Raw genomic sequence first — 24,176 nt, 5'->3', positions numbered from 1 at the left:
AGCCAGAAGCCAGCATGAACGCACCGACCAAAGCCGCCGCGACATCCGGGGCCGAGGCCGTCCTGCCGGCCTCCCTGGCACCCCGGGCCGAGGGGCCGCGGATCTACAACCTGTTCCCGCTCCTGGTCGGGCGCGTCTCGGACTGGACCGCCGAGCTGCCGCGGATCGCGGGTCTCGGCTTCGACTGGATCTACCTGAACCCGTTCCACCAGACCGGCGGCTCGAAGAGCCTCTACGCGGTGGCGGATCACGAGCGGCTCGACGAGCGGTTCCGCGACCCCGACGGCACGCCCGACGACGAGCAGATCCGCCGCTTCTGCGCCGCGGCGCAAGCCGCCGGCCTGTCGGTGATGACCGACCTCGTGATCAACCACACCGCCGACAACGCCCGGCTGGCGACGGAGCGGCCCGACCTGTTCATGAAGGAGCCCGATGGCTCGATCATGCACCCGGCGGCCGTCGATCCGGATGATCCGTCGATCCGCACCGTCTGGGGCGACCTCGCCGAGCTCGACTACCACACGCCGGCGGCCCGGGACGAGCTGACCCGGATCTGGGGCGCCTACGTGGCCCGGCTCCAGGGGCTCGGCGTCGCGGGCTTCCGGTGCGACGCCGCCTACAAGGTGCCGCCGGAGACCTGGCGCGTCCTGATCGGGCAGGCCAAGGGCCGCGACCCGGCCTGCCTGTTCGCCGCCGAGACCCTCGGCTGCACCTTCGAGGAGGCCCGGGCCACGGCGGGTGCCGGCTTCGATTACCTGTTCAACTCCTTCGCGTGGTGGGACCTGAGGAAGCCCTGGGCGCTGGAGCAGTACGAGCGCCTGCGGGTGCTGGCCCCCTCCATCGCCTTCCCGGAAAACCACGACATGAAGCGGCTCGCCGCCGAGATCGGCGGCGGCTCCGAGGCGGTGGCGGCCCACCTGCGCACCCGCTACGCACTCGCCGCCTTCTTCTCGGCGGGCGTGCTCATGCCGATCGGCTACGAGTGGGGCTACCGCCGGGCGCTGCACGTGGTCGAGACCACCCCGCGCGACCGCGAGAACGAGACCGGCATCGACATCTCCGGGTACATCCGGGCGGTCAACGCCCTGCGGGCCGAGCTGCCGGCCGCCAATGTCGAGGGCGCGCAGCTCCGCATCTCGTCGCCCGACAGCGATCTCGTGGCGCTCGCCCGCTTCGACACCGGCCACCCGGCCTCGGCGCAGCACGGGCTGATCGTGCTCTACAACCCCACCGACCGGCCGGTACCCGTGGAGGCCGGCACGCTCATCGCCCGCACCGGCGGAATGCTCGGCGCCTTCGTCGACCGGACCCCGGAGGCCGAGCCGATCGCCTTCCATCCCGGTAGCGCCATCGACCTGCTCCCCGGAGAGCTCCGCATCCTCGCGGCCGGCGCCCAGCAGGTCGCGCGGGTTCCCGAGCGCGGGACGCCTGACGGCGAGGGGCGGGTGGTGATCGAGGCCGTGAGCCCTGAGATCGACGGCGGCCGCTCGCCGGTGAAGCGGATCGTCGGCGAATCCCTCCGGGTCGAAGCGGACATCTTCTCCGACGGCCACGAGCTCATCGACGCCGCGATCCTGTCGCGGGTCGCCGGCAGCGACACGTGGCGCGAGGACCCGATGGTCTTCGTCGACAACGACCGCTGGGCCGGGCACTTCCCCCTGGAGCGCAACGCCCGCTACGAGTTCACCCTGATCGCGTGGCGCGACGCGTTCTCGTCCTGGGTGCGCGACACCCTGAAGAAGCGCGCCGCCGGCGTCGACGTGCGCCTGGAGACGATCGAGGGCGTGGCGCTCGTCGAGACCGCCGCCTCCCTCGCCCGGACCCGCGGCGGCCGCGACGCGGAGCGCCTCGCCGCCCTGCTCGCCGCGCTCGCCGCCGAGGAGACGGGCTCCGCCGCTCAGCTCGACCGGATCCTGGCACCCGAGGCGTCGCGCCTCGTGCGCCGGAACGCCGAGCGGGTGAACCTCACCCGCTATCCCGTGACCCTGCCGGTGATCGCCGACCGCCTCGCGGCCCGGTTCTCCGCCTGGTACGAGATCTTCCCGCGCTCGCAGTCGATGGACGCCAACCGCCACGGCACCTTCGACGACGTGATCCGGCGCCTGCCCGAGATCCGCGAGCTTGGCTTCGACGTGCTCTACTTCACGCCGATTCACCCGGTGGGCCGCACCAACCGCAAGGGGAAGAACAACACCCTCAAGGCCGAGCCCGGCGATGTCGGCTCGGTCTACGCGGTGGGCTCGGAGGAGGGCGGCCACGAGGCCGTGCACCCCGAACTCGGCACGCTGGAGGATTTCGAGCGGCTCGTGGCGGCAAGCCATGCCTACGGGATGGAGATCGCCCTCGACTTCGCGATCCAGTGCTCCCCCGACCATCCCTGGATCAAGAACCACCCGGAATGGTTCGAGTGGCGCCCCGACGGCACGCTGAAATTCGCCGAGAACCCGCCCAAGAAGTACGAGGACATCTCGAACGTCCACTTCTACGGGGGCGCCCTGCCCTCGCTCTGGATCGAGCTGCGCGACGTCCTGCTCGGCTGGTGCGCGCGGGGCGTGCGCATCTTCCGGGTCGACAACCCGCACACCAAGCCGATCCCGTTCTGGGAATGGGTGATTGCCGAGGTCAATGGCCGCTATCCGGACGCGATCTTCCTCGCCGAGGCCTTCACCCGGCCGAAGATGATGAAGAAGCTCGCCAAGGCTGGCTACCAGCAGAGCTATACCTACTTCACGTGGCGCAACACCAAGCAGGAGCTGACCGACTACGCCCTGGAGCTGGCCGGTCCGATGGGCGAGTATTACCGCCCGAACTTCTTCGCCAACACGCCCGACATCAATCCCTACTACCTGCAGACGAGCGGCCGTGCCGGATTTATCGTCCGCGGCACGCTGGCCGCGACCCTCTCGTCGGTCTACGGCATCTACAACGGCTTCGAGCTGTGCGAGGCCGCGCCCTATCCCGGCAAGGAGGAGTACCTGAACTCGGAGAAATACGAGCTGAAGGCCTGGGACTACGACCGGCCCGGCAATATCCGCGAGCACATCATCAAGCTGAACAAGATCCGGCGCGAGAACCCTGCCCTCTGGGACTTCCGCAACGTCACCTTCACGGGCGCCTGGAACGACAGCATCATCGCCTACGCGAAGACGACGCCGGAGCGCGACAACTGCATCTTCACCATGGTCAACCTCGACCCGAAGAACCGCCAGGAATGCACCTACGAGGTGCCGCTCTGGCTGTTCGGCCTTCCCGACGACGGGGCCGTCGAGGTCGAGGACCTGCTCCAGGGCTACCGGTTCGAGCTGCGCGGCAAGACCCACCGCATCGCCCTCGATCCGGCCGAGCGATCCTGCGTGATCTGGCGCCTCCGGGCGCCGCGGCGGGTTGCGGGCTGAGGCCGCGCGTGGCACTCGACCATGACACCTGATCCCGGCGGCTTACCCGTCGCCGACCATGGCATCCCGCGCGGCGGCCCACCGCCCGCGCCCCGGCCGGTCACCCCGCCGGTTCCGTCAGATTCGACCGATGAGGCAGCGACGCGATGATCGATCGCAGCGACCCGCAATGGTACCGTGACGCCATCATCTACCAGATCCACGTCAAGTCGTTCTTCGACTCGAACAACGACGGGATCGGGGATTTCGAGGGCCTGACCCAGCGCCTCGACTACGTGCGCGATCTCGGCGTCACGGCGATCTGGCTGATGCCGTTCTACCCCTCTCCCCTGCGCGACGACGGCTACGACATCGCCGATTACCGGGACATCAACCCGTCCTACGGGACCATGGAGGACTTCAAGGCCTTCGTGGAGGCGGCGCATGCGCGGGGCCTGCGGGTCATCACCGAGCTCGTCATCAATCACACCAGCGACCAGCACCCGTGGTTCCAGGCCGCCCGCGAGGCGCCCCCCGGTTCGCCCGAGCGCGACTTCTACGTCTGGTCGGACACCGACGAACCGTACAAGGACACGCGGATCATCTTCCTCGACACCGAGGCCTCGAACTGGACCTGGGACCCGGTCGCCAAGCAGTATTTCTGGCACCGCTTCTACAGCCACCAGCCGGACCTGAACTTCGACAACCCGAAGGTGCTGGAAGCTGTCATCGACGTGATGCGCTACTGGCTCGACATGGGCGTCGACGGGCTGCGCCTCGACGCGATCCCGTATCTCGTCGAGCGCGAGGGCACGAACTGCGAGAACCTCGCCGAGACCCACGAGGTCATCAAGAAGATCCGGGCCGCTCTCGATGCCAGCTATCCCGACCGGATGCTGCTGGCGGAAGCCAACCAGTGGCCCGAGGAGACCGCCCAGTATTTCGGCAACGGCGACGAATGCCACATGGCGTTCCACTTCCCGCTGATGCCGCGGATGTACATGGCGATCGCCCGGGAGGACCGGCACCCGATCACCGACATCATGCGCCAGACCCCGGAGATCCCGGAGGGCTGCCAGTGGGCGATCTTCCTGCGCAACCACGACGAGTTGACGCTCGAAATGGTCACCGCGGAGGAGCGTGATTACCTCTGGTCGTTCTACGCCGCCGAGCGGCGGGCCCGGATCAATCTCGGCATCCGCCGCCGCCTCGCGCCTCTGCTCGAGAACGACCGGCGCAAGATCGAGCTGATGAAGTCTCTCGTCCTGTCGATGCCCGGCACGCCGGTGCTCTACTACGGCGACGAGATCGGCATGGGCGACAACATCTATCTCGGCGACCGCGACGGGGTGCGCACGCCCATGCAGTGGACCCCCGACCGCAACGGCGGCTTCTCCCGGGCGAATCCCCAGAAGCTGTTCCTGCCGGCGATCCAGGACCCGATCTACGGCTTCGACGCGATCAACGTCGAGGCCCAGACCCAGGCGCAGACGAGTCTCCTGAACTGGACGCGGCGCATGATCGCGATCCGCAACAACAGCGTCGCCCTCGGGCGCGGCACGATCCAGTTCCTGTACCCGGGCAACCGGAAGGTCCTGGCCTGGATCCGCGAGCATGAGGACGAGCGGGTCCTGTGCGTGGCGAACCTGTCCCGCGCCCCGCAGGCGGTGCAGCTCGACCTGTCGGAGCTGCGCACCGCGGTGCCGATCGAGCTCACCGGCGGCACCGAGTTCCCGGCGATCGGCGACCTGCCCTATCTGCTGACCCTGCCGTCCTACGGCTTCTACTGGTTCTCGCTCAGCGCCGCGCGCTCCGGCGCGGTCGGTCCGCAGCAGGAGCCGCCCGAGCTGTTCACCCTGGTGCTCACCGGGGGCATCGAGACCCTGATGAGCGGGCGCGAGCGCGTCGCCTTCGAGCGCACCGTGGTGCCCGCTTTCCTGATCAGCCGGCGCTGGTTCGGCGCCAAGGGCTCGCGGATCAAGGCCGTGAAGGTCATCGACTGCGCCGCCCTGAACGTGGACGGGAGCCCGCGCTTCCTGCTGCCGCGGCTGCAGGTGCAGCTCGCCAACGGCGAGGCCCAGGAATACTTCGTGCCGGTGGGCGTCGACGAGGGCCGCGAGGACGAGGCGCTGCTGCCTTTCGCGGTGGCGCGGGTGCGCCGGGGCCCGCGCACCGGCCTGCTCTACGGTGCGGCCGGCTCCGACGACTTCGCCGCCGGCCTGATCGACGCCATGCGCCGGGGCAGCGAGATCCCCACGGAGAGCGGGCGGCTCGTCTTCGCCGTCACCTCGGCCTTCGACCCGGACGTCACGGTCGACCCCGCCGACATCCGCCGGCTCTCGGCCGAGCAGAGCAACACCTCGATCGCCATCGGCTCGAAGATGATGCTCAAGCTGCTGCGCCGCCTGCAGCCGGGCATGCATCCCGAGATCGAGGTCGGGCGCTTCCTCACCGAGCAGGCGGGCTTCGCCAACACCCCGGCGCTGCTCGGCACCCTGGAGCACGTGGCCGAGGACGGCACCCGCACGGCGCTCGCGGTGCTGCAGAAATTCGTCATGAACCAGGGCGACGCCTGGACCCTGATGCTGGAAGGCCTGCGCCGGGACTTCGAGACCGTGGTGCTCACCCCCGAGAGCGAGGCCGCGACGCCCGAGGAGGCGTTCCAGGCCCACCGGCCCTGGGCGGACCTGCTCGGGCGGCGCACCGCCGAGCTGCACTCGGCTTTGGCGATCGAGACTGACGATCCGGCCTTCGCGGCCGAGCCGTTCACCGAGGACGACCTCGCGGTGCTGGCCCGGGACGCCCGCCACCAGGCCGAGCGCGCCTTCCGGGCGCTCAAGGGCCTGGCCGAGCGCGGCCTCGACGCCGGCAAGCCCGCCTGCGCGGCGCTCAGCCAGCGCCGCCAAGAGGTCGAGGCGCTGATCGACGCGCTCACCGCCGAGCCGCCGCGCGGCGCCCACAAGACCCGCATCCACGGCGACTACCATCTCGGGCAGGTGCTCGTCTCCGAGAGCGACCTGATCATCGTCGACTTCGAGGGCGAACCCTCGCGCCCGGCCGACGAGCGCAGGGCCAAGTCGATGCCGCTGCGGGACGTGGCCGGGCTGATGCGCTCCTTCGCGTACGGGGCCGAGACGGTGACCCGCGAGATCGCCGCCCGGTTCGGCGATTCCGAGGAGCGGGCGCGGGATGCCGCCACGGCGTGGCGCGGCATGATCGAGGCGGCCTTCCTCGCCGGCTACGAGACCGCGGTCGAGGGCTCGCGGGCGGCCGTGACCGACTTAGGGACCCGCGCCCGGCTGCTGCGCCTCTGCCTGCTGACGAAGGCCCTGTACGAGGTCGATTACGAGGCCAACAACCGGCCGGACTGGATCGAAATTCCCGCACGCGGGGTTCTCACCATTCTGGACACGGACGGATACGAGCCCGGAGCATCTGAATGACGGCGATCGACGAGACCTTCGCACCGCGGGTCGACCCTGAAGCGGCGACGGCGCGGAACGCGGATGTCCCGGGCGCCGCCGGCGCGCCGCCGAGCGTCCACCCGGACGCGATCGCGGCCCTGATGGCCGCCAACCACGGCGACCCGTTCGCGGTGCTCGGCCCGCACCGGGTCGGGCCCAAGGCCTGGGAGGTGCGGGCCATTCTGCCCGAGGCGCGCGCCGCCGCCCTGGTCATGGACGGCCGCACCGTGCCGTTCGAGAAGCGCCACCCGGACGGGTTCTACGTCGCTCGGGTCGAGGGTGAGCACCGGCCGCTCTACGAGATCGAGGTCGAGTTCTGGGATGGGTCGAAGCGGCGCCGCTACGACCCCTACGGGTTCGGCTCGTCCATCGAGCAGTACGACGTGGCGGCGCTCCGCGAGGTCGGCACCAACCTCGTCTACCGGATCCTCGGCGCCCAGTCGGGTCAGCTCGACGGCATCGACGGTTTCCGCTTCGCGGTCTGGGCCCCGAACGCCCGCAAGGTCAGCGTCGTCGGCGATTTCAACGATTGGGACGGGCGGCGCCACCCGATGCGCCTCTGGCAGGACGGCGGCATCTGGGAGCTGTTCGTGCCCGGCCTCAAGGCCGGCGTCAGCTACAAGTTCGAGATCCGCGGGCCCGACGGGTCCCTGGTCCCGCTCAAGGCCGACCCGGTCGCCTTCGCGGCCCAGCACCCGCCGGAGACCGCCTCGGTCACCCACGGGTCGGGCGAGTTCGACTGGCGCGATTCCGGCTGGATGAGCACCCGCGGCGCCAAGGATCCGCGCCACGCGGCGATCTCGGTCTACGAGGTCCATCTCGGCTCCTGGGCGCGGGTGCCCGAGGAGGGCAACCGCTACCTCACCTACCGGGAGCTGGCCGAGCGCCTGATCCCCTACGTCAAGGATCTGGGCTTCACCCATATCGAGATGCTGCCGATCACCGAGTTCCCGTTCGACGGGTCCTGGGGCTATCAGCCGGTCTCGCTGTTCGCGCCGACGAGCCGCTTCGGCTCACCCGAAGATTTCGCCGCCTTCGTGGACGCCGCCCACGAGGCCGGGATCGGCGTGTTGCTCGACTGGGTGCCAGGCCATTTCCCGCTCGACGCCCACGGGCTCGGCCTGTTCGACGGCACGCATCTCTACGAGCACGCCGACCCGCGCCAGGGCTTCCACCAGGATTGGGGCACCTACATCTACAATTTCGGCCGTACGGAGGTCGCGACCTTCCTGGCTGCCAATGCCCGGTTCTGGCTGGAACACTACCACCTCGACGGCCTGCGCGTGGATGCCGTCGCGTCGATGCTCTACCTCGACTATTCCCGGCGCCAGGGCGAGTGGATCCCGAACCGCTACGGCGGCAACGAGAATCTCGACGCCATCGACTTCATGCGCAAGACCAACGAGGCGACCTACAGCCACGCCCCCGGGACGATCACGGTGGCGGAGGAATCGACCTCCTGGCCGGGCGTCTCGCACCCGACCTACACGGGCGGCCTGGGCTTCGGCTTCAAGTGGAACATGGGCTGGATGCACGACACCCTGCATTACATGCAGGAGGATCCGATCCATCGCCGCTACCACCACCACAACTTGACCTTCGGGCTTCTCTACGCCTTCTCGGAAAATTTCATCCTGCCGCTCTCCCACGACGAGGTCGTGCACGGGAAGGGCTCGCTCCTCGGCAGGATGCCGGGCGACCGCTGGCAGAAATTCGCGAATCTCCGGGCCTATTTCGGCTTCATGTGGGGGCATCCCGGCAAGAAGCTGCTGTTCATGGGCGGCGAGTTCGGCCAGGAGCGGGAGTGGAACCATGATTCCAGCCTGGACTGGCACCTGCTGGACGATCCCCTACACAAGGGCGTCCAGAGCGCGATCCGCGACCTCAACCGGCTCTACGTCTCAACGCCTGCCCTCTACAGCCGCGACGTCGAGCATACCGGCTTCCAGTGGCTGGTGGCAGACGACCAGGACAACAGCGTCATCGCCTGGGCCCGCAAGGGCGCCAAGCCCGGCGAGGTCGCCATCGTGGTGTCGAACTTCACGCCAGTGCCGCGGGAGGGCTACCGGATCGGCGTGCCGCAGGCGGGCTTCTACCGCGAGGCGTTCAACTCGGATGCCGGGGTCTACGGCGGCTCCAACATGGGCAACCAGGGCGGCCGCCACACCGAGGATCAGGCGAGCCACGGCCAGGGGCAGAGCCTGTGCCTGACCCTGCCGCCGCTCGCCACGATGATCTTCCTGCTGGAGGGGTGAGGAGGTCACGCGCCGCGCTCTCCCTCCTCCCTCTGCGGGGGAGGGAAGCCTCGGGACCCGCCGCGCCCTACGCCGCCCGCCAGCGCAGGGCGATGCTGTTGCCGATGGCGCGGCTGTAGAGCCCGGCATAGCTGTCGGCGGCCTGATCCCAGCCGAAGCGGGACGTCATGGCGCGCCGCCGCATGGCGTTGAGGCGCTTCTTCTGGCCGAAGGCCTCCAGCGCCCTGCGAACCGCCGCTCCGAAGGAGGCGGCCGAAGCCTCCGCGAAGGTGAAACCCGTGACCCCGTCCTCGACCGTGTCGGCGAGGCCCCCGGTCCGGCGCACGATCGGCAGGGAGCCGAAGCGCTGCGCGTACATTTGAGCCAACCCGCAGGGCTCGAAGCGCGAGGGCATCAGCAGGAAGTCGCTGCCCGCGAACATCCGCCGGGCCTGCGCCTCCTCGAAGCCGACATGGACGCCGACCGCGTCGGGATGGCGCTTGGCCAGTCCGCGGAGTGCCTGCTCGAACCGGCCCTCGCCCTGGCCGATCACCACGAGCTGGCCGCCCTCGGCCACGATGGTCTCGGCCGCCTGGAGGCTCAGGTCGATGCCCTTCTGGTGGACGAGGCGCGACACGATGGCGAAGAGCGGCCCACGGGAGACCGCCAGCCCGAACTGGCGGCGCACCGCCTCGGCATTGGCACGCTTGCCCTTCCAGTCGTCGACCTCGAACCGCGTGGCGAGGTGCGGGTCCGCGCTCGGGTCCCAGGTCTCGTCGATGCCGTTGAGGATGCCGGCGAGCCGGCCCTGGCCGGCGCGGGTGCGCAGGAGCCCGTCGAGGCCGCAGCCCATCTCGGGCGTCTGGATCTCCCGGGCATAGGTCTCGCTCACCGTGGTGACCTGCGAGGCGTAGAAGATGCCGGCCTTGAGGAAGGAGAGCTGGCCGTAGAACTCGGCGCCGTCCACCTGGAAGGCCGATTCGGGCACGCCGAGGCGGGGCAGGGCGTCCCGGGGGAACAGGCCCTGGTAGGCGAGATTGTGGATCGTCAGCACGCTCGGCACCCGCCGGCCACGCCAGGCGAGGTAGGCCGGGGCGAGCGCTGCCTGCCAGTCATTGAGGTGCAGGAGGTCGGCCGCCCAGTCGGGGTCGATGCCGGCGGCGATCTCGGCCGCCGCGAGGCTGAGGCGGGCGAAGCGCAGGTCGTTGTCGCCGAAATCGCCGTGCTGGTCGCCATAGGGCGTGCCATCGCGCTCGTAGAGATCGGGGCTCAGCAGGACGTAGATCCGCAACCCGTCCGCCGCCTCCACGAGGCCGAGGTCGCAAGGAGGAACACCCGCGAACCCGTCGAGCCGGGCGACAACCGGGATATCGGGGAAGGCGGCGCGGACCTGACGGTAACCGGGGATCAGGACGCGGATGTCGTAATGCGGCACCAGGGCCCGGGGCAGGGCGGCCGAAACCTCGCCGAGACCGCCGGTCTTCACGAAATCGGCCATCTCGGGCGTGGCGTAGAGGATGCGGCGGCGCAGCGAGGCCGGCCGGGCCGGGATCGTCACGTGCAGAACGCCGTCGCCTTCGCCGGACGTCCGTTCGGCGAAGGAACCACCACGGCGCGCATCGAGCATCAGCATTGATCCTGGCCGGGCGGAATGCCCCGATCTGGCAGAGGATCGGCCAGGCACGGCTGTCGCGATCTCAACCACGTCCAATGCTCCTCCGCCGCCACGGTTCCGCTGCGACGCACAAAATAGGCCACTATCAGCGTTAAGCTTCACTTACTTATGTGGCATTGCGGCGAAAATACTGCATTCCAGTTCAGTCTTGGCGCAGGATCACCCCCTCGGCGGCCGCGAGGGCGAGGGTGGCCCGGGCCGTCTCGCCCGCCCGCCCGGCGCGCGTGGAGAGCAGCACGGTCCAGGTCCCCTCGGGCAACGGCAGCATCTGCCCGAGGGTCCCGAAATTCAGGACCACCCGCAGGACCGTGTCGCCGGCGAATCGCTCGTAGGCGAACACGTCCGCGGCCCCGAGAGGAAGGCCCCGGTAGCCGCCGACCGACAGCGCCGCGTGGTCGCGCCGCAGGGCGAGCAGCCGCCGGTGCAGGGTGAGCATCGAGGCCGGGTCCGAGCGCTGGCTCTCGACGTTGCGGGTCGCCCAATCCTCCGCCAGCGGCAGCCAGGGCTCGACCGTGGAGAAGCCGGCCTGCGGACTCTCGTCCCACTGCATCGGCGTACGCTCCGGGTCGCGGCCGTGCCCGGGCTCGTTGCGTTCCCAGGGGTCCCGGGCGCGCTCGGGCGGGATCGGCACATGCCCGAGCCCGAGCTCGTCGCCGTAATAGAGGGTCGGGGTGCCGCGCAGGGTCAACAGCAGCATCGCCGCGATGCGGGCCTGATCCTCCCCGACGCGGGCGGCGATGCGCGGCTGGTCGTGGTTGCCCAGCACCCAGTTCGGCCAGCCGCCCTCGGGCAGGGCCGCCTCGTAGCTCGCCACGAGGTCGGCCACCGCGTCCGCCCGCCACGGCGTCTGGATCAGTTGGAAGTTGAAGGGCAGGTCGGCCCCCGTGAGGTCCGGGCCGTAATAGGCGACCAGCCGCTCGACCGGCAGATAGATCTCGCCGATCAGCACGCGCTCGCCGTACGGGCGCAGCACCGCCCGCATCCCGGCGATCACGTCGAACACCTCGGGCCGGTCGGCGGAATAGACCTGGGTGAAGCGGCCGATCTCGGGCGCGCCGGGCGCGTAGTCTGGATTGGCCGGGTTGTCGCGGAATCCGGCATCTTTCATCAGGTGCCAGATCACGTCGACCCGGAACCCGTCGACGCCGCGCTCCATCCAGAAGCGGAGCACGTCCTGCATGGCCTCCTGCACGGCGGGGTTGCGCCAGTTCAGGTCCGGCTGCTCCGCCAGGAAGGCGTGGTAGTAGTACTGGCCGGTCGCCTCATCGAGGGTCCAGGCCGAGCCGCCGAAATTCGACAGCCAGTTGTTCGGCGGACCGCCCCCGGGGGCCGGGTCGCGCCAGATGTACCAGTCCCGCTTCGGGCTCGCGCGCGACGACCGGCTCTCCGCGAACCAGGGATGCGCGATCGAGGAGTGGTTGGGCACGAAATCGAGGATGACCTTCAGCCTGCGCCGGTGGGCCTCGGCGATGAGCGCGTCGAAATCCGCGAGCGTGCCGAACAGCGGGTCGATCCCGCAGTAATCGGCCACGTCGTAGCCGAAATCCGCCATGGGCGAGGGGTAGACGGGCGAGATCCACACGGCGTCGACCCCAAGCCAGGCGAGATAGTCGAGGCGCGCCGTGATGCCGGGCAGGTCGCCGACACCGTCGCCGTCCGTGTCCTGAAAGGAGCGCGGATAGACTTGGTAGACGGTCCCGCGCTTCCACCAGACAGTATCGGTCATCCTGCGCCTCTCGCGTTGCCGGCCCAGGGTTAACCGCAGATCCCGGCGCTGGCGACCGGCGACGGATGCGCCCGGTGCAGCAGGGCCACGCGCGGGTGTGGCTGGAATGACACGACGCGGCGCCATATCTCCGGGGGCGTGCCCGTGCGCTCCGCTGGAGCGGCGCTGCCACGACTTCGCCGGAAGCCGATCGCACAGTCGGACGCTTCGGGGCACGGATCGCTCGGTCGTTCATGCGCCGGCAATCCGTCAAAAGAGATAATCCGCCCACGATACCCCCGGCGCTAGAATTCGGGGAGCTGACTTTGGGGGACCCGCACGTGTTGAACGACGTTCTGATCCGGCCTGGGCCGCAAGACGCCTCGCGCGACGAGCGCGTCTCTGAGAACCCGGCACCCGCCTCATGGACCGCCCCGGCGCTGTCCGCCAGCGGCGATGCCGTGGTGGACCTGCGTGAATCGATCCGCGCCAAGCTCACCTTCGCGCTGGGCCGTACGCCCGAGACCGCCCGCCCGCGCGACTGGTTCGCGGCGACCGCGCTGGCCCTGCGCGACCGGATCGTGGCCGCATCCCTCGCCGCCGAGCGCGGCGTGCCCAACAAGCGCGTCTACTACCTGTCGCTGGAATTCCTGATCGGCCGACTGATGTCGGACGCGCTGAACAATCTCGGCCTCACCGAGAGCACCCGGGCCGCGCTCCGGGAACTCGGGGTCGACCTCGACGCCGTGCAGGATGCCGAGCCCGATGCGGCTCTGGGCAATGGCGGCCTCGGACGGCTCGCCGCCTGCTTCATGGAGAGCATGGCCAGCATCGGCATCCCGGCCATGGGCTACGGCATCCGCTACGACCACGGCCTGTTCCGCCAGTCCTTCGAGGACGGCTGGCAGCGCGAGGCCCCGGAGACCTGGCTGGCCGAGGGCAACCCCTGGGAATTCGCCCGCCCCGAGGCGACCTACACGATCGGCTTCGGCGGCGCCGTCACGCTGTCCTCGCCGGAAGAGGGGGTGATCCGGCGGCACTGGCAGCCGGCCGAGACCGTGCGGGCGGTGGCCCACGACGTGCCGGTGGTCGGCTGGCGCGGGCGTCACGTCAACGGCCTACGGCTCTGGAAGGCCGAGGCCGGCGAGCCCATCGACCTCGCCCGCTTCAACGGCGGCGATCATGTCGGCGCGGTCGCGGCGCGCATGCGCGCCGAAGCGATCTCGCGGGTGCTCTACCCGAGCGATTCCTCGGCCGAGGGCCAGGAGCTGCGTCTGCGCCAGGAATACTTCTTCACCGCGGCCTCGATCCAGGATCTCGTGGCCCGCCACGTGGCCGAGCGCGGCGACGTGCGCTCCCTGCCCGACCACGCGGCGATCCAGCTCAACGACACGCACCCGGCCATCGCGGTGCCCGAGCTGGTGCGCCTCCTGCTCGACGAGCACGGCCTCTCCTGGGAGGATGCGTGGCACGTCACCACCAACACGCTGAACTACACCAACCACACCCTCCTGCCCGAGGCGCTGGAGACCTGGCCGGTGGAGCTGATGGAGCGGCTGCTGCCGCGCCACATGCAGATCATCTACCTGATCAACTGGATGCACCTGGAGGAGCAGGCCAAGCACGGCCGCCAGGATGCCGCCTACCTGGCCTCGATCTCGCTGATCGACGAGTCCCACGGAAGGCGGGTGCGCATGGGGCACCTCGCCTTCCACGGCGCCCGCCGGGTCAACGGCGTCTCGGCGCTGCATACCGACCTGATGCGCTCCACGGTCTTCGCCGACCTGCACGCGCTCGATCCCGACAAGATCGTCAACAAGACCAACGGCATCACCTTCCGCCGCTGGCTCCACAACGCCAATCCGGGCCTCACCCGGCTCGCCGTGGAGACGGTGGGGGCGGGCGTGCTCGATGATCCGGCGCTGCTCCGCGGCCTTGAGGCTCACGCGGAGGATCCGGCTTTCGTGGCGCGCTACGCCGCGACGCGCCGCCAGCGCAAGGAGGCGCTCGCCAGGATCGCGGCCGAGCGCACCGGCATCGACATCGATCCGGATGCCCTGTTCGACGTCCAGGTCAAGCGCATCCACGAGTACAAGCGCCAGCTCCTCAACGTGATCGAGACGGTGGCGCTCTATCAGGCGATCAAGGCCGAGCCGCACCGGGACTGGACGCCCCGGGTGAAGATCTTCGCCGGCAAGGCGGCGCCGAGCTACGTCCGGGCCAAGCTGATCATCAAGCTCGCCTGCGACGTGGCCAAGGCCGTGAACGACGATCCCGAAGTGGCCGACCGGCTGAAGGTGGTGTTCCTGCCGAACTACTCGGTGAGCCTCGCCGAGGCGATCATCCCGGCCGCCGACCTGTCCGAGCAGATATCCACCGCCGGCATGGAGGCGTCGGGCACCGGCAACATGAAGTTCGCCCTCAACGGCGCGCTCACGGTCGGCACGCTGGACGGCGCCAATATCGAGATCCGCGACCATGTCGGGGCGGAGAACATCTTCATCTTCGGCCTCGACGCCGCGGGCGTTCAGGCCCGGCAGGCCGAGCCGGACTACGCCGCTCGGGCGATCCAGGCCTCGCCGCGTCTGGCGGCGGCGCTCGACATGATCGCCTCGGGGCGCTTCTCGCCGGAGGAGCCTGGCCGGTTCCGGCCGCTCACCGACGACCTGCGCCAGCGCGACCAGTACCTGCTGACCGCCGATTTCGACGATTACTGGCGGATGCAGCGCGCCATCGACGCCGCGTGGCGCGACAAGCGCGGCTGGTGGGCGAAGGCGATCCGCAACACCGCCCGCATGGCGTGGTTCTCCTCCGACCGGGCGATGCGGGAATACGCCGAGGAGATCTGGCGGGTTCGCCTCGGCTGAGCCGCCGGCATGGTCACGGATCCGAAAGGTCCGTGACCGTTCGCGGGTGCAGGGCGAAGCCCTGCGATCGGCCTCGACCCCGACGACCCGCCAGGGAGCTCACGCGCCTTGAGTCCTCCTGAGCCGCAGCGTGATGCGGCGCAGATTGCGCCGGAGCCGGTGGCGCAGGAGCGCGGCGCGCGCGGCGAACCCGAGCCTGCGCCGACAGAAGACATGGGACACGCGCCCGAGCCGCGGGCCGCGATCCGGCTCGCCCTTGCGCAGGGCGATGTCCGGGAGCGCCGCCGATTGCGCGAGCCGCAGGGATCGCGCCGCCGGCAAGGCGAGGCTGCGGAAGACCGAGCGCGTGTAATAGGAGAATTCGTCGTAGGCGACGATCCCGCGCGCGCGCCTGGTTCCCGGATCCTCGACCGTCAGCGTGCCCGCCTGCGGACCGTAGGTCACGAGCAGGCCGATCACGTCCCGGGGGTGCCCGAGCGGGATCTCGGCGCGGCCGTCCTCCGGGATCTCCAGGAATTGCAGCTGGACGCCGTTGCGCCGCAGTTCGAAGCCGCAGGTCAGTCCGGGGAGGGTGCGCAGAGGCAGGGATTCGAACCGACCCGGCAGCGCGCGGAACCGGTCGATGTAGGCGCGGCCCGGGGGTGGGGCGCGCAGGAAGCTGTAGACCAGGGTGCCGTAGAGTTCGGCCCCGGCCGGCGTGACGTGGGTTCCGTCCTTCAGGAGATAGGTGATGTCGCCCGCGCCCGCCTCGGCCACCGGGGCGGCGATGTCGAGAAACGGGATGCCGTAGAGGGCGCGGTACTCCGCGAGCAGGCCGGCGACGGTCTCGGCCCCGTACGCGACGCCGCCCTGGTGGAGATTGAGGAAGGCGACGGGCAGGTCGCGCCGGGCGGTCGCCGCGAGGATGTCGTCGAGATAGGCCCGCATCGTCGCGCCGTCGAAGTAGCGCACGTTGCCGGTGAACAGCTCGAGCAGGACGAAGTCGCAGGGGATCGCGTCCAGAATCTCGTCGATCAGGCAGGCGATGGAGGGCAGCGAGTGCCCGCCCCAGCCGCTCCGCAGGAGGGTCAGCGGCCGCCTCTCGGCTGCCGCGAGGGCGTTGGCCCGCTCGACATAGCCCGGCAGCTCCGTGACGCTGTAGCCGAGGCAGAGGACGCGGAACATCGGGGCTCGAATCGGCTCGGGCTCAGGGGGCGTCGATAGGTCGGCGTCGCGCGGCCGGGCCGCCGGGCCACCCCGGCGCGGGTACCAGCGGATCGCAGCCGCGTCGAGGCGGCCCGCCTCAGTCGAGCACGATCGGGTAGCAGCGCGCCCCCACCGAGGCGGCCAGCACCTGCACGGCGCCCACCGTCGAGACGTCGCCCGCCACGTGGACCACGTCGGTGGCGCGCAGGCTCGGCAGATGGGCCGTGAGCGGGCCGGAGCGCACGTCGGGCGGGCGCTGGCGCCCGCGATCCGCGCAGAGCACGATCCGGCCGACGCCGGTGCGGCGCAGCCAGTCCAGGCTCTCGCGCATGTACAGATCAAGGGCGTCGCGGGCACCCACCGCGAGCGCCATCTCGCGGGCGGGCTCGATGTAGCGGGCTGCCCGGGCGATCGCCCAGATCGGGCCGAAGCCGGCGCCGGCCGCCACCAGCACGAGGCGCCCGCCGCCCGGACGGTACTGCCCCCGGCCCACGGGCCCCTTCAGCCGCACGGGCTGATCGAGCCGGATCGCGTCGATCGGGTCACCCTCGGGGTCGCGTGCGATGTGGAACACCGCCTCGTTGATCTCGGCCGCGCCGTCGACCCGCAGCGTCGGGGCGAGCGTCATGGCGGGCAGGCCCGCGAACGTCACGAGGGCCTGGTGGCCGGGCTCGCCGGTCGGGCGCCGGGTCAGGGTCGCCACGATCTCGACGATGCCGGGACTGAGCCGGCGGATCTCCGTGACAGTGCCCTTGCGGATGGCAACCGGTGGCGGCGGCGCCTCCTCCTGGCCCTGGATCGGGGCACCGGGAAGGCTCGGCCGCAGGGCCTCAGCCCGGGCCCGGCGGGCCGGGTGGCGGCGTCCGGAGGGCGCCGTGCTTCCCTGACCGGCCGCCTGGCCGGTCTGCGGCACCTGGAGCGGCGCGATCATGCCCTCCGCGAGCGCCGCCTCCAGCGGCGTGTCGCCGGTCGAGACACGCACCGACCGGCCGTTGACGACGAGCGAGCAGCGCGCCCCCATGGCCGTACCTCGCAGGGTCTGGAGAGGGTTCACCGGGCGCGGATCAGAAGCGTGTCGACGAGGGCCGCCCAGCGCTCCCGGGTCGCGCGGACATCGTCGTCCGGGGCGGATTCCGTGAGGAGCTGGCGCTGCGCCCGCAATGCCTCGACCTCCTGGCGCTGGGCGCGCAGCACCGCCTTCATCACCTGCAGCTCGGTCTCGAGGCGGGCGATCTCATCGGCCTCGTCCGCGTCGCCGGACGGGTCGTCGGCGGTCTCATCGGCGCGGTGCGGATCGCGGCCGGGCAGGGGCAGTCGGGTCCGGACCTGATCCAGCCGGACCGGCCGGGCCATCAGGCGGCGCACGAGATCGGAGCTGCCTGCCTGCTGGTAACGCCGTGCCGCCTCGGCCATCGACCCATCCCCTTCGCGGGCGCTGAAAAGGCCCGTCCATCAACAGGAGCTTGATCGGACATGGTTAAGACCGGCTTAAACCGATCGGCGACTCAGGCCGCTTCCGGGGCCGCGCCGACGATCTGGCGGGCCTGCAGCATGGTCATCGGCTCGCCGAAGGCGGGCCCCAGCGCGTATTCGCAGCCGAGCCCGGCGAGCGCCTGGGCATCGGCTTCCGATTCGCAGCCCTCCGCCACGATGGCGAGGTTCAATTCGCTCGCCATGCGGACGATGGAGCGCAGGATCGCGGTCTGCCCGGTGCCGATCTGGCGCACGAAGGTCGCGTCGACCTTGATCGTGTCGAAGGGGAAGCGCTGGAGGTAGGAGAGGGCCGAGTAGCCGGTGCCGAAATCCGACAGGCACAGGCCCGCCCCGAGGTCGTGGATCCGCGCCAGCATCTGGGCGGCATATTCCGGGTTCTCCATCACGAGGCTCTCGCTGAATTCCAGCTTGAGCGAGCCGGGGAGCGCCCCGGAGCGGGCCAGCACGGTCTTCACGTCGTGCAGGAGGTCGTGGCGCAGGAGCTGGCGCGAGGACAGGTTGCAGGCCGCGAAGATCGGCGGCTCCACTTCGAGGGAGCGCTGCCAGGCGGCGAGTTCGAGCGCGGTGCGCTCCAGGGCGAAGATGCCGAGATTGACCACGAAGCCGCTCTCCTCGGCGAGCGGCAGGAAGGTCGAGGCGGGGATCCGACCGAGCTTCGGGTGGTCCCAGCGCAGCACGGTCTCGAACCCCGCCACGGTGCGGTCCTCGAGCCGCACCACCGGCAGGAACAGCACCTTCATCTCGTTGCGCTCGATCGCCTTGCGCAGGTCACTCTCCAGCATCAGCCGGTCCGAGCGGTCGGTGCGCATGTGGGCGCGGAACACCTCGATCCGGTCGCCGCCGTTGCGCTTGGCCTGGATCATGGCGATCTCGGCGCTCTTGAACACCTCGTCGCGCTTGAGGTTGGCGCCGGCCTCGTAGAGCGCGAGGCCGATCGAGACCGTGAGGAAGATCTCCCGGTCGGCGTAGGTGATAGGCGTGGCGATCGCCCGGCGGATCATCTCGGCGAAGGCCAGGATACGGTCGGGGTCGCGCTCCGAGAGGAGGATCACCGCGAACTCGTCGCCGGCCACCCGGGCCAGGGTGTCCTGCGGGCGCAGCAGGCGCCCGAGCCGGCGCGACAGGGTGAGCAGGATCGAATCACCCGCCGACAGGCCGATCGCGTCGTTGATGCCCTTGAACCGGTCGACATCCAGCACGATCACCGTCGGCTTGAGGCGCTGGTCCTGGCCGGCGAAGGCCAAAGCCGCGTCGAGGCGGTCGCCGAACAATTCGCGGTTCGGCAGGCCGGTGAGGCTGTCGTGCACGGCGTCGTGGAGCAGGCGCTCCTCGGCGGTCTTGAGCTCGGTGACGTCCGCGATGGTACCGACCACGCGGATCACCTCGCCGTCGGCGCCGATCACGGGTCGCGCCTTCAGCCGGTACCAGAAGAAGGTGCCGGCGGCCGAACGCAGGCGGAAATCGTGGACGATGCGGCCGCGCCGCTCCTCGATCACCGTGTCGAGGGCCGCCGAGTAGCGCTCCACGTCGAACGGGTGCAGCGCCCCGAGCCAGTTGGTGGCCGGCCCCTCCAGGGTGCCCCGGGCGAGGCCGAGCTGGCCCTCGATCTCCGGGCCGACGAAGACCCGGTCGGCGGGCACGTCCCAGTCGAACACCACGTCGCCGGCCCCGGTGAGCGCCAGCGCCCGGCGCTCGGTGTCGGAGACCAGGGCGTGGCTGAGGCCGCCCCCCGCGAAGGCGTGCTGGAGCACCGTGAAGCCGATCAGCATCACGATCAGCACGAGGCCGCCGATGAGCGCCGGCTGCACGAGGTCGCTGCCGATCTGGCCGGTGACCGCGAAGCCCGCGGCCGTGACCCAGACCACCAGCAGCAGCCAGGTGGGCACCAGGAGGATCGCCCGGTCGTAGCCGTTATGGGCGGCGAGGTAGACGATCAGCAGCAGGCCGATTCCCGCCACCGCCGCGATGGAGATGCGCGCCACGCCCGCCGCCACCGGCGGATCGAACACCGCGAGCCCGACGAGGCCGGCCAGGAAGGCGAGCCAGAAGAACGCCACGTGGCTGTAGCGCACGTGCCAGCGGGCGAGGTTGAGATACGCGAACAGGAAGACCAGCAGCGTCGCCCCGAGCACCGCCTCGGCGGAGGCCCGGTAGACCCGCTCGGCGAGTTCGGTGACTGGGAAGACCCGCTGCAGGAAGCCGAAATCGATGCAGGCATAGGCGAGCACCGACCAGGCGAGCGCGGCAGCGGCCGGGAAGATGATCGCGCCCTTGACCACGAACACGATGGTCAGGAACAGCGCCAGCAGGCCGCTGATGCCGATGATGATGCCCTTGTAGAGGGTCAGCCCGGCGGTCTTACGGCGATAGGCGTCCTGATCCCAGAGGCGGAGCTGGGGGACGTTGATGCCCCGCAGCTCGGCCACGTAGGTGACGGTCGTGCCGGGATCCAGCGTGATGGTGAACTGGTCGGCCTCGGGGTTCTCGTCCCGCTCCGGGCGGATGCCCTGGCTCGCCGTGATGGCGGCGATGCGTGAGCCGCCGAGATCGGGCCAGATCACCCCGGAATCCACCAGCCGGAAATGCGGGGCGACCAGGATGCGGTCGATCTGCTCGTCGGTGTCGTTGGTGAGCGCGAACACGATCCAGTCGGGCCGGGCCCCGGCGTCGCGCGCCTTCACGACGATGCGGCGGACGATGCCGTCCTTGCCGGGCGCCGTGGAGATCTGGATCAGGTCGCCGTCCGAGCGGTAGCGCTCGATGGCGGTGGTCAGGTCGATCACCGGCGCGTCGAGGGTGACGCGGACCGCTTCCACGGCCTGGGCGGACCCGCTCGAGGCGAGCGTGAGCGCCAGGGCACCGACGAGACCGCCGACCAGGGTCAGGAGGAGGGCGAGGATGCGCAAGGGTGTCTTGACTTCCGGCCGTGCGAGCTTCGGCATCAGCCGCCCGGGCGGCCTCGATCGATAGGCGCGGGCCTCACCTGGGACAAGGTCGCCCCGCAGCCGGTCCACATGCCGCGGATCGCGCCCCTTTGCGGCCAAATCAAGTTGGGCTGAGCGGAGAGCGGTCGCTCCGCAGCACGAATCTGAGTCTGTCGGAGCCTGCTCGCCCCGAACTCTCCAACCCTCGGCCTCCACCTGAGGGACCCGCGGCAGCGGGCCTCGCAGGAGCCCCCCGGACGGCGCGCGATCCCTGGAAGGCTCCTTCGAGGCCTTCGCTGCGCTTCGGCCCCTCAGGATGAGGGGTGTTGGATCTCTGTCGCGGAGATCCGACAAGCCCTCAGGCCGCCCGGAGCGCGGCCGCGATCCGGTCGAGGGCCGGCAGCTTGCGGATCGGGCCGATCGCCGCCAGCGTCGGGGTGCCCTGCAGCATCGCGGCGGCCGCGGCCCGCACGTCCGCGACCGTGACGGCATCGACCTTGGCGATCACCTCCCCGGCGGGGATCACCCGGCCCCAGGCCAGGATCTGGCGGGCGTTGCGCTCGATGCGTCCGCCCGGCGTCTCCAGCGCCGAGAGCAGCGACACCTTGAGCTGCGCCTTGGCGCGGGCGATCTCGGCCCCGTCGAGGTCGCGGGCGGCCCGGGCGGTGGCGGCGAGCGTCACGTCGACGAGCTCGGGCAGGTCCGCCCCGGCGGTGCCGGCGCCGATGCCGAACAGGCCGCAATCGGAGAAGGGCCAATGGAAGGCCTGGATCTCATAGGCGAGGCCGCGAGTCTCCCGCACCTCCTGCCACAGCCGCGAGGTCAGCCCGCCGCCCAGCACCTGCGCGAACATGTGGAGCGCGTAGTAGCGGTCGTCCCGGAACGACAGGCCCGGCAGGCCGATCACCACGTTGGCCTGTTCGAGCTTGCGCGGCATCCGCCGCTCGCCGCCGCCGTAGACGCCCGGCACCGCATCGGGAGCCGCCTTGACCGGCAGGGCGCCGAAATGGCGCTCGGCCGCCGCCACGATCGCCTCGTGGGTCACGGCCCCGGCCCCGGCCACCACGATACGGTCCGGCGTGTATTCCCGGTCGAGGTAGGCGCGGATGCCGGCCTCGTCGAAGCTCCGGATCGTCTCGGGCCGCCCGAGGATCGGCCGGCCCACCGGCTGGTCCGGGAAGGCGACCTCCGTGAAGGCGTCGTAGACCACGTCGTCGGGGGTGTCCTCGACGGCGGCGTATTCCTGCAGGATCACGCCCTTCTCCCGGGCGAGCTCGCCCGCGTCGAAGACCGAATCGGTGAGGATGTCGCCGATCACGTCGAGAGCGAGGCCGACATCCTCGCCGAGCACCCGGGCCGTGTAGCTCGTCCCTTCCGTGGAGGTGGCGGCGTTGATCTCGCCGCCGACATTCTCGATCTCCTCGGCGATCGCTTGCGCCGAGCGCGTCCGCGTCCCCTTGAACGCCATGTGCTCGATGAGGTGGGACAGCCCCGCCTCGTCGGCGCGCTCGTTGCGCGAGCCGGCGCCGACCCAGACGCCCAGGCTGGCGGTGGCCACCCCCGGCATCGGCTCGGTGACCACCGTGACACCGTTCTCAAGCCGCGTCGTGCGCAAGGACGGCGAGGCGGCGTGCGTGGAGAAGTGCTGGTTCATCGAAGGCTCGTCGCGAGGGATCCCGGATGTGGCGCGGGTCCCCTCTCCCGTGCGGGAGAGGGGACCCGCGCCACCCGCTTCAAGCTCACGCGCCCTTCGTGATGCGGGCGCGCTCGCGGATCAGCTTTTCCAGAGCGGCTTGGTCGTTGGCCACCCGGGTCAGGCGCTCGGGCCGGTCCATCAGGTCGGCGAGGTGCGGGGGCAGGGCCGGTCGCAGGCCGCCCGTGGCCTTGGCGACCGCATCGGGGAACTTGGCCGGATGCGCGGTGGCGAGCGCCACCACCGGGGTCGCCGGATCCTTCTCCAGGAGCCGCCGCCCGGCGCGCACCCCGATGGCGCTGTGGGGATCGAGCACCACCCCGGTGGCGGCCTGGGTGAGGGCGATCTCCGCCATGACGTCGGGCTCCGGCACCGCGACGGCGTCGAACTCCGAGCGGACCGTGGCGAGGACCTCCGGGCTGAGGGAAAAGCCGCCGGACTGCTTCAGCCCGGCCATCAGCCGCGACAGGGACGAGGCGTCGCGCCCGAGCGCCTCGAACAGGAGCCGCTCGAAGTTCGAGGAGATCTGGATGTCCATGGACGGCGAGGTGGTGGGCACCACGCCGCGCAGCGCGTAGGCGCCGTGCTCCAGGGTTCGCACCAGGATGTCGTTGGCGTTGGTGCCGATCATCAGTCTTTTGATCGGCAGGCCCATCTGCTTGGCGACCCAGCCGGCGAGCACGTCGCCGAAATTGCCCGTGGGCACCGCGAAGGAGACCGGGCGGTGGGGCGAGCCGAGCACCACCGCGCTGGTGAAGTAGTAGACCGCCTGGGCCGCGACCCGGGCCCAGTTGATCGAGTTGACGCCCGACAGACGCACCGCATCGGCGAAATCGGCGTGCTGGAACAGGGCTTTGACCAGGTTCTGGCAATCGTCGAACGTGCCGTCGACGGCGAGCGCGTGGACGTTCTGCGCCGGCACCGAGGTCATCTGCCGCCGCTGAACCTCCGAGACCCGCCCGTGCGGGTAGAGGATGAACACGTCGACCCGGTCGAGGCCGCCGAAGGCCTCCACGGCCGCCGAGCCGGTATCGCCCGAGGTCGCGCCCACGATGGTGGCGCGGGCGCCGCGCTGGGCCAGCACGTGGTCCATCAGCCGCCCGAGCAGCTGCATCGCCACGTCCTTGAAGGCGAGCGTCGGCCCGTGGAAGAGCTCCAGCAGGAACAGGTTGTCGTCGAGCTGGGTCAGCGGGCAGACCGCCGGATGGCGGAACGTCGCGTAGGCGGCGTCGATCATCCGGTCGAGGTCCGGGCCGGCGATGTCGCCGTCGATCAGCGGGCGCAGCACGCGCTTGGCGGCCTCCGCGTAGGGTCGGCCCGCCAGGGCGGCGATCTCCGAATGGCCGATCTGCGGCCAAGTCTGCGGCACGTAGAGCCCGCCGTCGCGGGCCAAGCCCGCGAGGAGCGCGTCCGAGAACGAGAGCGGCGCGGCCTCACCGCGAGTCGAGACGTGGAGCACAGGGTCCTCCGAGGGGAAGGCGCTCCCTCTACACGATGCGGGCGGGCCTGTCGAAAGCCCGGAACGCGAGCCCGGTCCACCGGGAGAGCGGGGCGGCGGTCT

12 protein-coding genes are annotated in these 24,176 nt (G+C 70.5%); 4 read left to right on the top strand and 8 right to left on the bottom strand.

Going from position 1 to position 24,176, the window contains the following annotated elements:
• Nucleotides 1–14 precede the first annotated feature (14 nt).
• The 3 genes from ACYCO6_RS14620 to glgB all read left to right on the top strand — a co-directional run bounded on the left by ACYCO6_RS14620 (nt 15) and on the right by glgB (nt 9,093).
• Nucleotides 15–3,395, top strand: coding sequence for a maltotransferase domain-containing protein (locus ACYCO6_RS14620; RefSeq protein WP_459772470.1), 3,381 nt, complete (start codon nt 15–17; stop codon nt 3,393–3,395).
• Between the two features lie 146 nt (nt 3,396–3,541).
• Entirely contained in the window at nt 3,542–6,817 is a 3,276-nt protein-coding gene (gene treS, locus ACYCO6_RS14615; protein ID WP_459772469.1) for a maltose alpha-D-glucosyltransferase, read from the top strand.
• Nucleotides 6,814–9,093: a 1,4-alpha-glucan branching protein GlgB gene (gene glgB / locus ACYCO6_RS14610; RefSeq protein ID WP_459772467.1), complete on the top strand. Its 2,280-nt coding sequence runs from the start codon at nt 6,814–6,816 to the stop codon at nt 9,091–9,093. The genes treS and glgB overlap by 4 nt, the downstream gene beginning before the upstream one ends.
• 67 nt (nt 9,094–9,160) lie before the next feature.
• Here the strand turns inward: glgB and glgA are convergent, their stop codons facing one another.
• Together glgA and ACYCO6_RS14600 are read right to left on the bottom strand one after the other, a co-directional pair.
• Complete coding sequence (gene glgA / locus ACYCO6_RS14605) at nt 9,161–10,699, bottom strand: glycogen synthase GlgA (RefSeq protein ID WP_459772465.1); 1,539 nt, start codon at nt 10,697–10,699, stop codon at nt 9,161–9,163.
• A gap of 190 nt (nt 10,700–10,889) precedes the next feature.
• Nucleotides 10,890–12,473, bottom strand: coding sequence for an alpha-amylase family glycosyl hydrolase (locus tag ACYCO6_RS14600; RefSeq protein ID WP_459772463.1), 1,584 nt, complete (start codon nt 12,471–12,473; stop codon nt 10,890–10,892).
• A 320-nt stretch (nt 12,474–12,793) separates the two neighbouring features.
• Here ACYCO6_RS14600 and ACYCO6_RS14595 point away from each other — a divergent pair, with 320 nt between their 5' ends.
• Nucleotides 12,794–15,319: a glycogen/starch/alpha-glucan phosphorylase gene (locus tag ACYCO6_RS14595; protein WP_459772461.1), complete on the top strand. Its 2,526-nt coding sequence runs from the start codon at nt 12,794–12,796 to the stop codon at nt 15,317–15,319.
• 99 nt (nt 15,320–15,418) lie between these two features.
• Here ACYCO6_RS14595 and ACYCO6_RS14590 read toward each other — a convergent pair whose 3' ends face one another.
• The 6 genes from ACYCO6_RS14590 to thrC all read right to left on the bottom strand — a co-directional run bounded on the left by ACYCO6_RS14590 (nt 15,419) and on the right by thrC (nt 24,074).
• Nucleotides 15,419–16,483 carry an SGNH/GDSL hydrolase family protein gene (locus ACYCO6_RS14590; protein ID WP_459772460.1) on the bottom strand — a complete coding sequence of 355 codons (1,065 nt, stop codon included), beginning with the start codon at nt 16,481–16,483 and terminating at the stop codon, nt 15,419–15,421.
• Between the two features lie 118 nt (nt 16,484–16,601).
• Nucleotides 16,602–17,525 carry a ferredoxin reductase domain-containing protein gene (locus ACYCO6_RS14585; RefSeq protein ID WP_459773572.1) on the bottom strand — a complete coding sequence of 308 codons (924 nt, stop codon included), beginning with the start codon at nt 17,523–17,525 and terminating at the stop codon, nt 16,602–16,604.
• A 29-nt stretch (nt 17,526–17,554) separates the two neighbouring features.
• On the bottom strand, nt 17,555–17,917 hold the full coding sequence (locus tag ACYCO6_RS14580; RefSeq protein ID WP_459772459.1) for a hypothetical protein: 363 nt from the start codon (nt 17,915–17,917) through the stop codon (nt 17,555–17,557).
• 92 nt (nt 17,918–18,009) lie between these two features.
• A complete protein-coding gene (locus tag ACYCO6_RS14575; RefSeq protein WP_459772458.1) occupies nt 18,010–20,940 on the bottom strand; it encodes an EAL domain-containing protein in 2,931 nt (976 codons plus the stop codon).
• 340 nt (nt 20,941–21,280) lie between these two features.
• Nucleotides 21,281–22,576 carry a M16 family metallopeptidase gene (locus ACYCO6_RS14570; RefSeq protein ID WP_459772457.1) on the bottom strand — a complete coding sequence of 432 codons (1,296 nt, stop codon included), beginning with the start codon at nt 22,574–22,576 and terminating at the stop codon, nt 21,281–21,283.
• Nucleotides 22,577–22,661: 85 nt separating this feature from the next.
• Nucleotides 22,662–24,074: a threonine synthase gene (gene thrC / locus ACYCO6_RS14565; RefSeq protein WP_459772455.1), complete on the bottom strand. Its 1,413-nt coding sequence runs from the start codon at nt 24,072–24,074 to the stop codon at nt 22,662–22,664.
• Between the last annotated feature and the right edge of the window lie 102 nt (nt 24,075–24,176).

This window comes from Methylobacterium sp. CM6257 (genome assembly GCF_054611515.1).
Note: the sequence above shows the minus strand (reverse complement) of the source record. Positions and strands in the feature narration are given on the sequence as shown.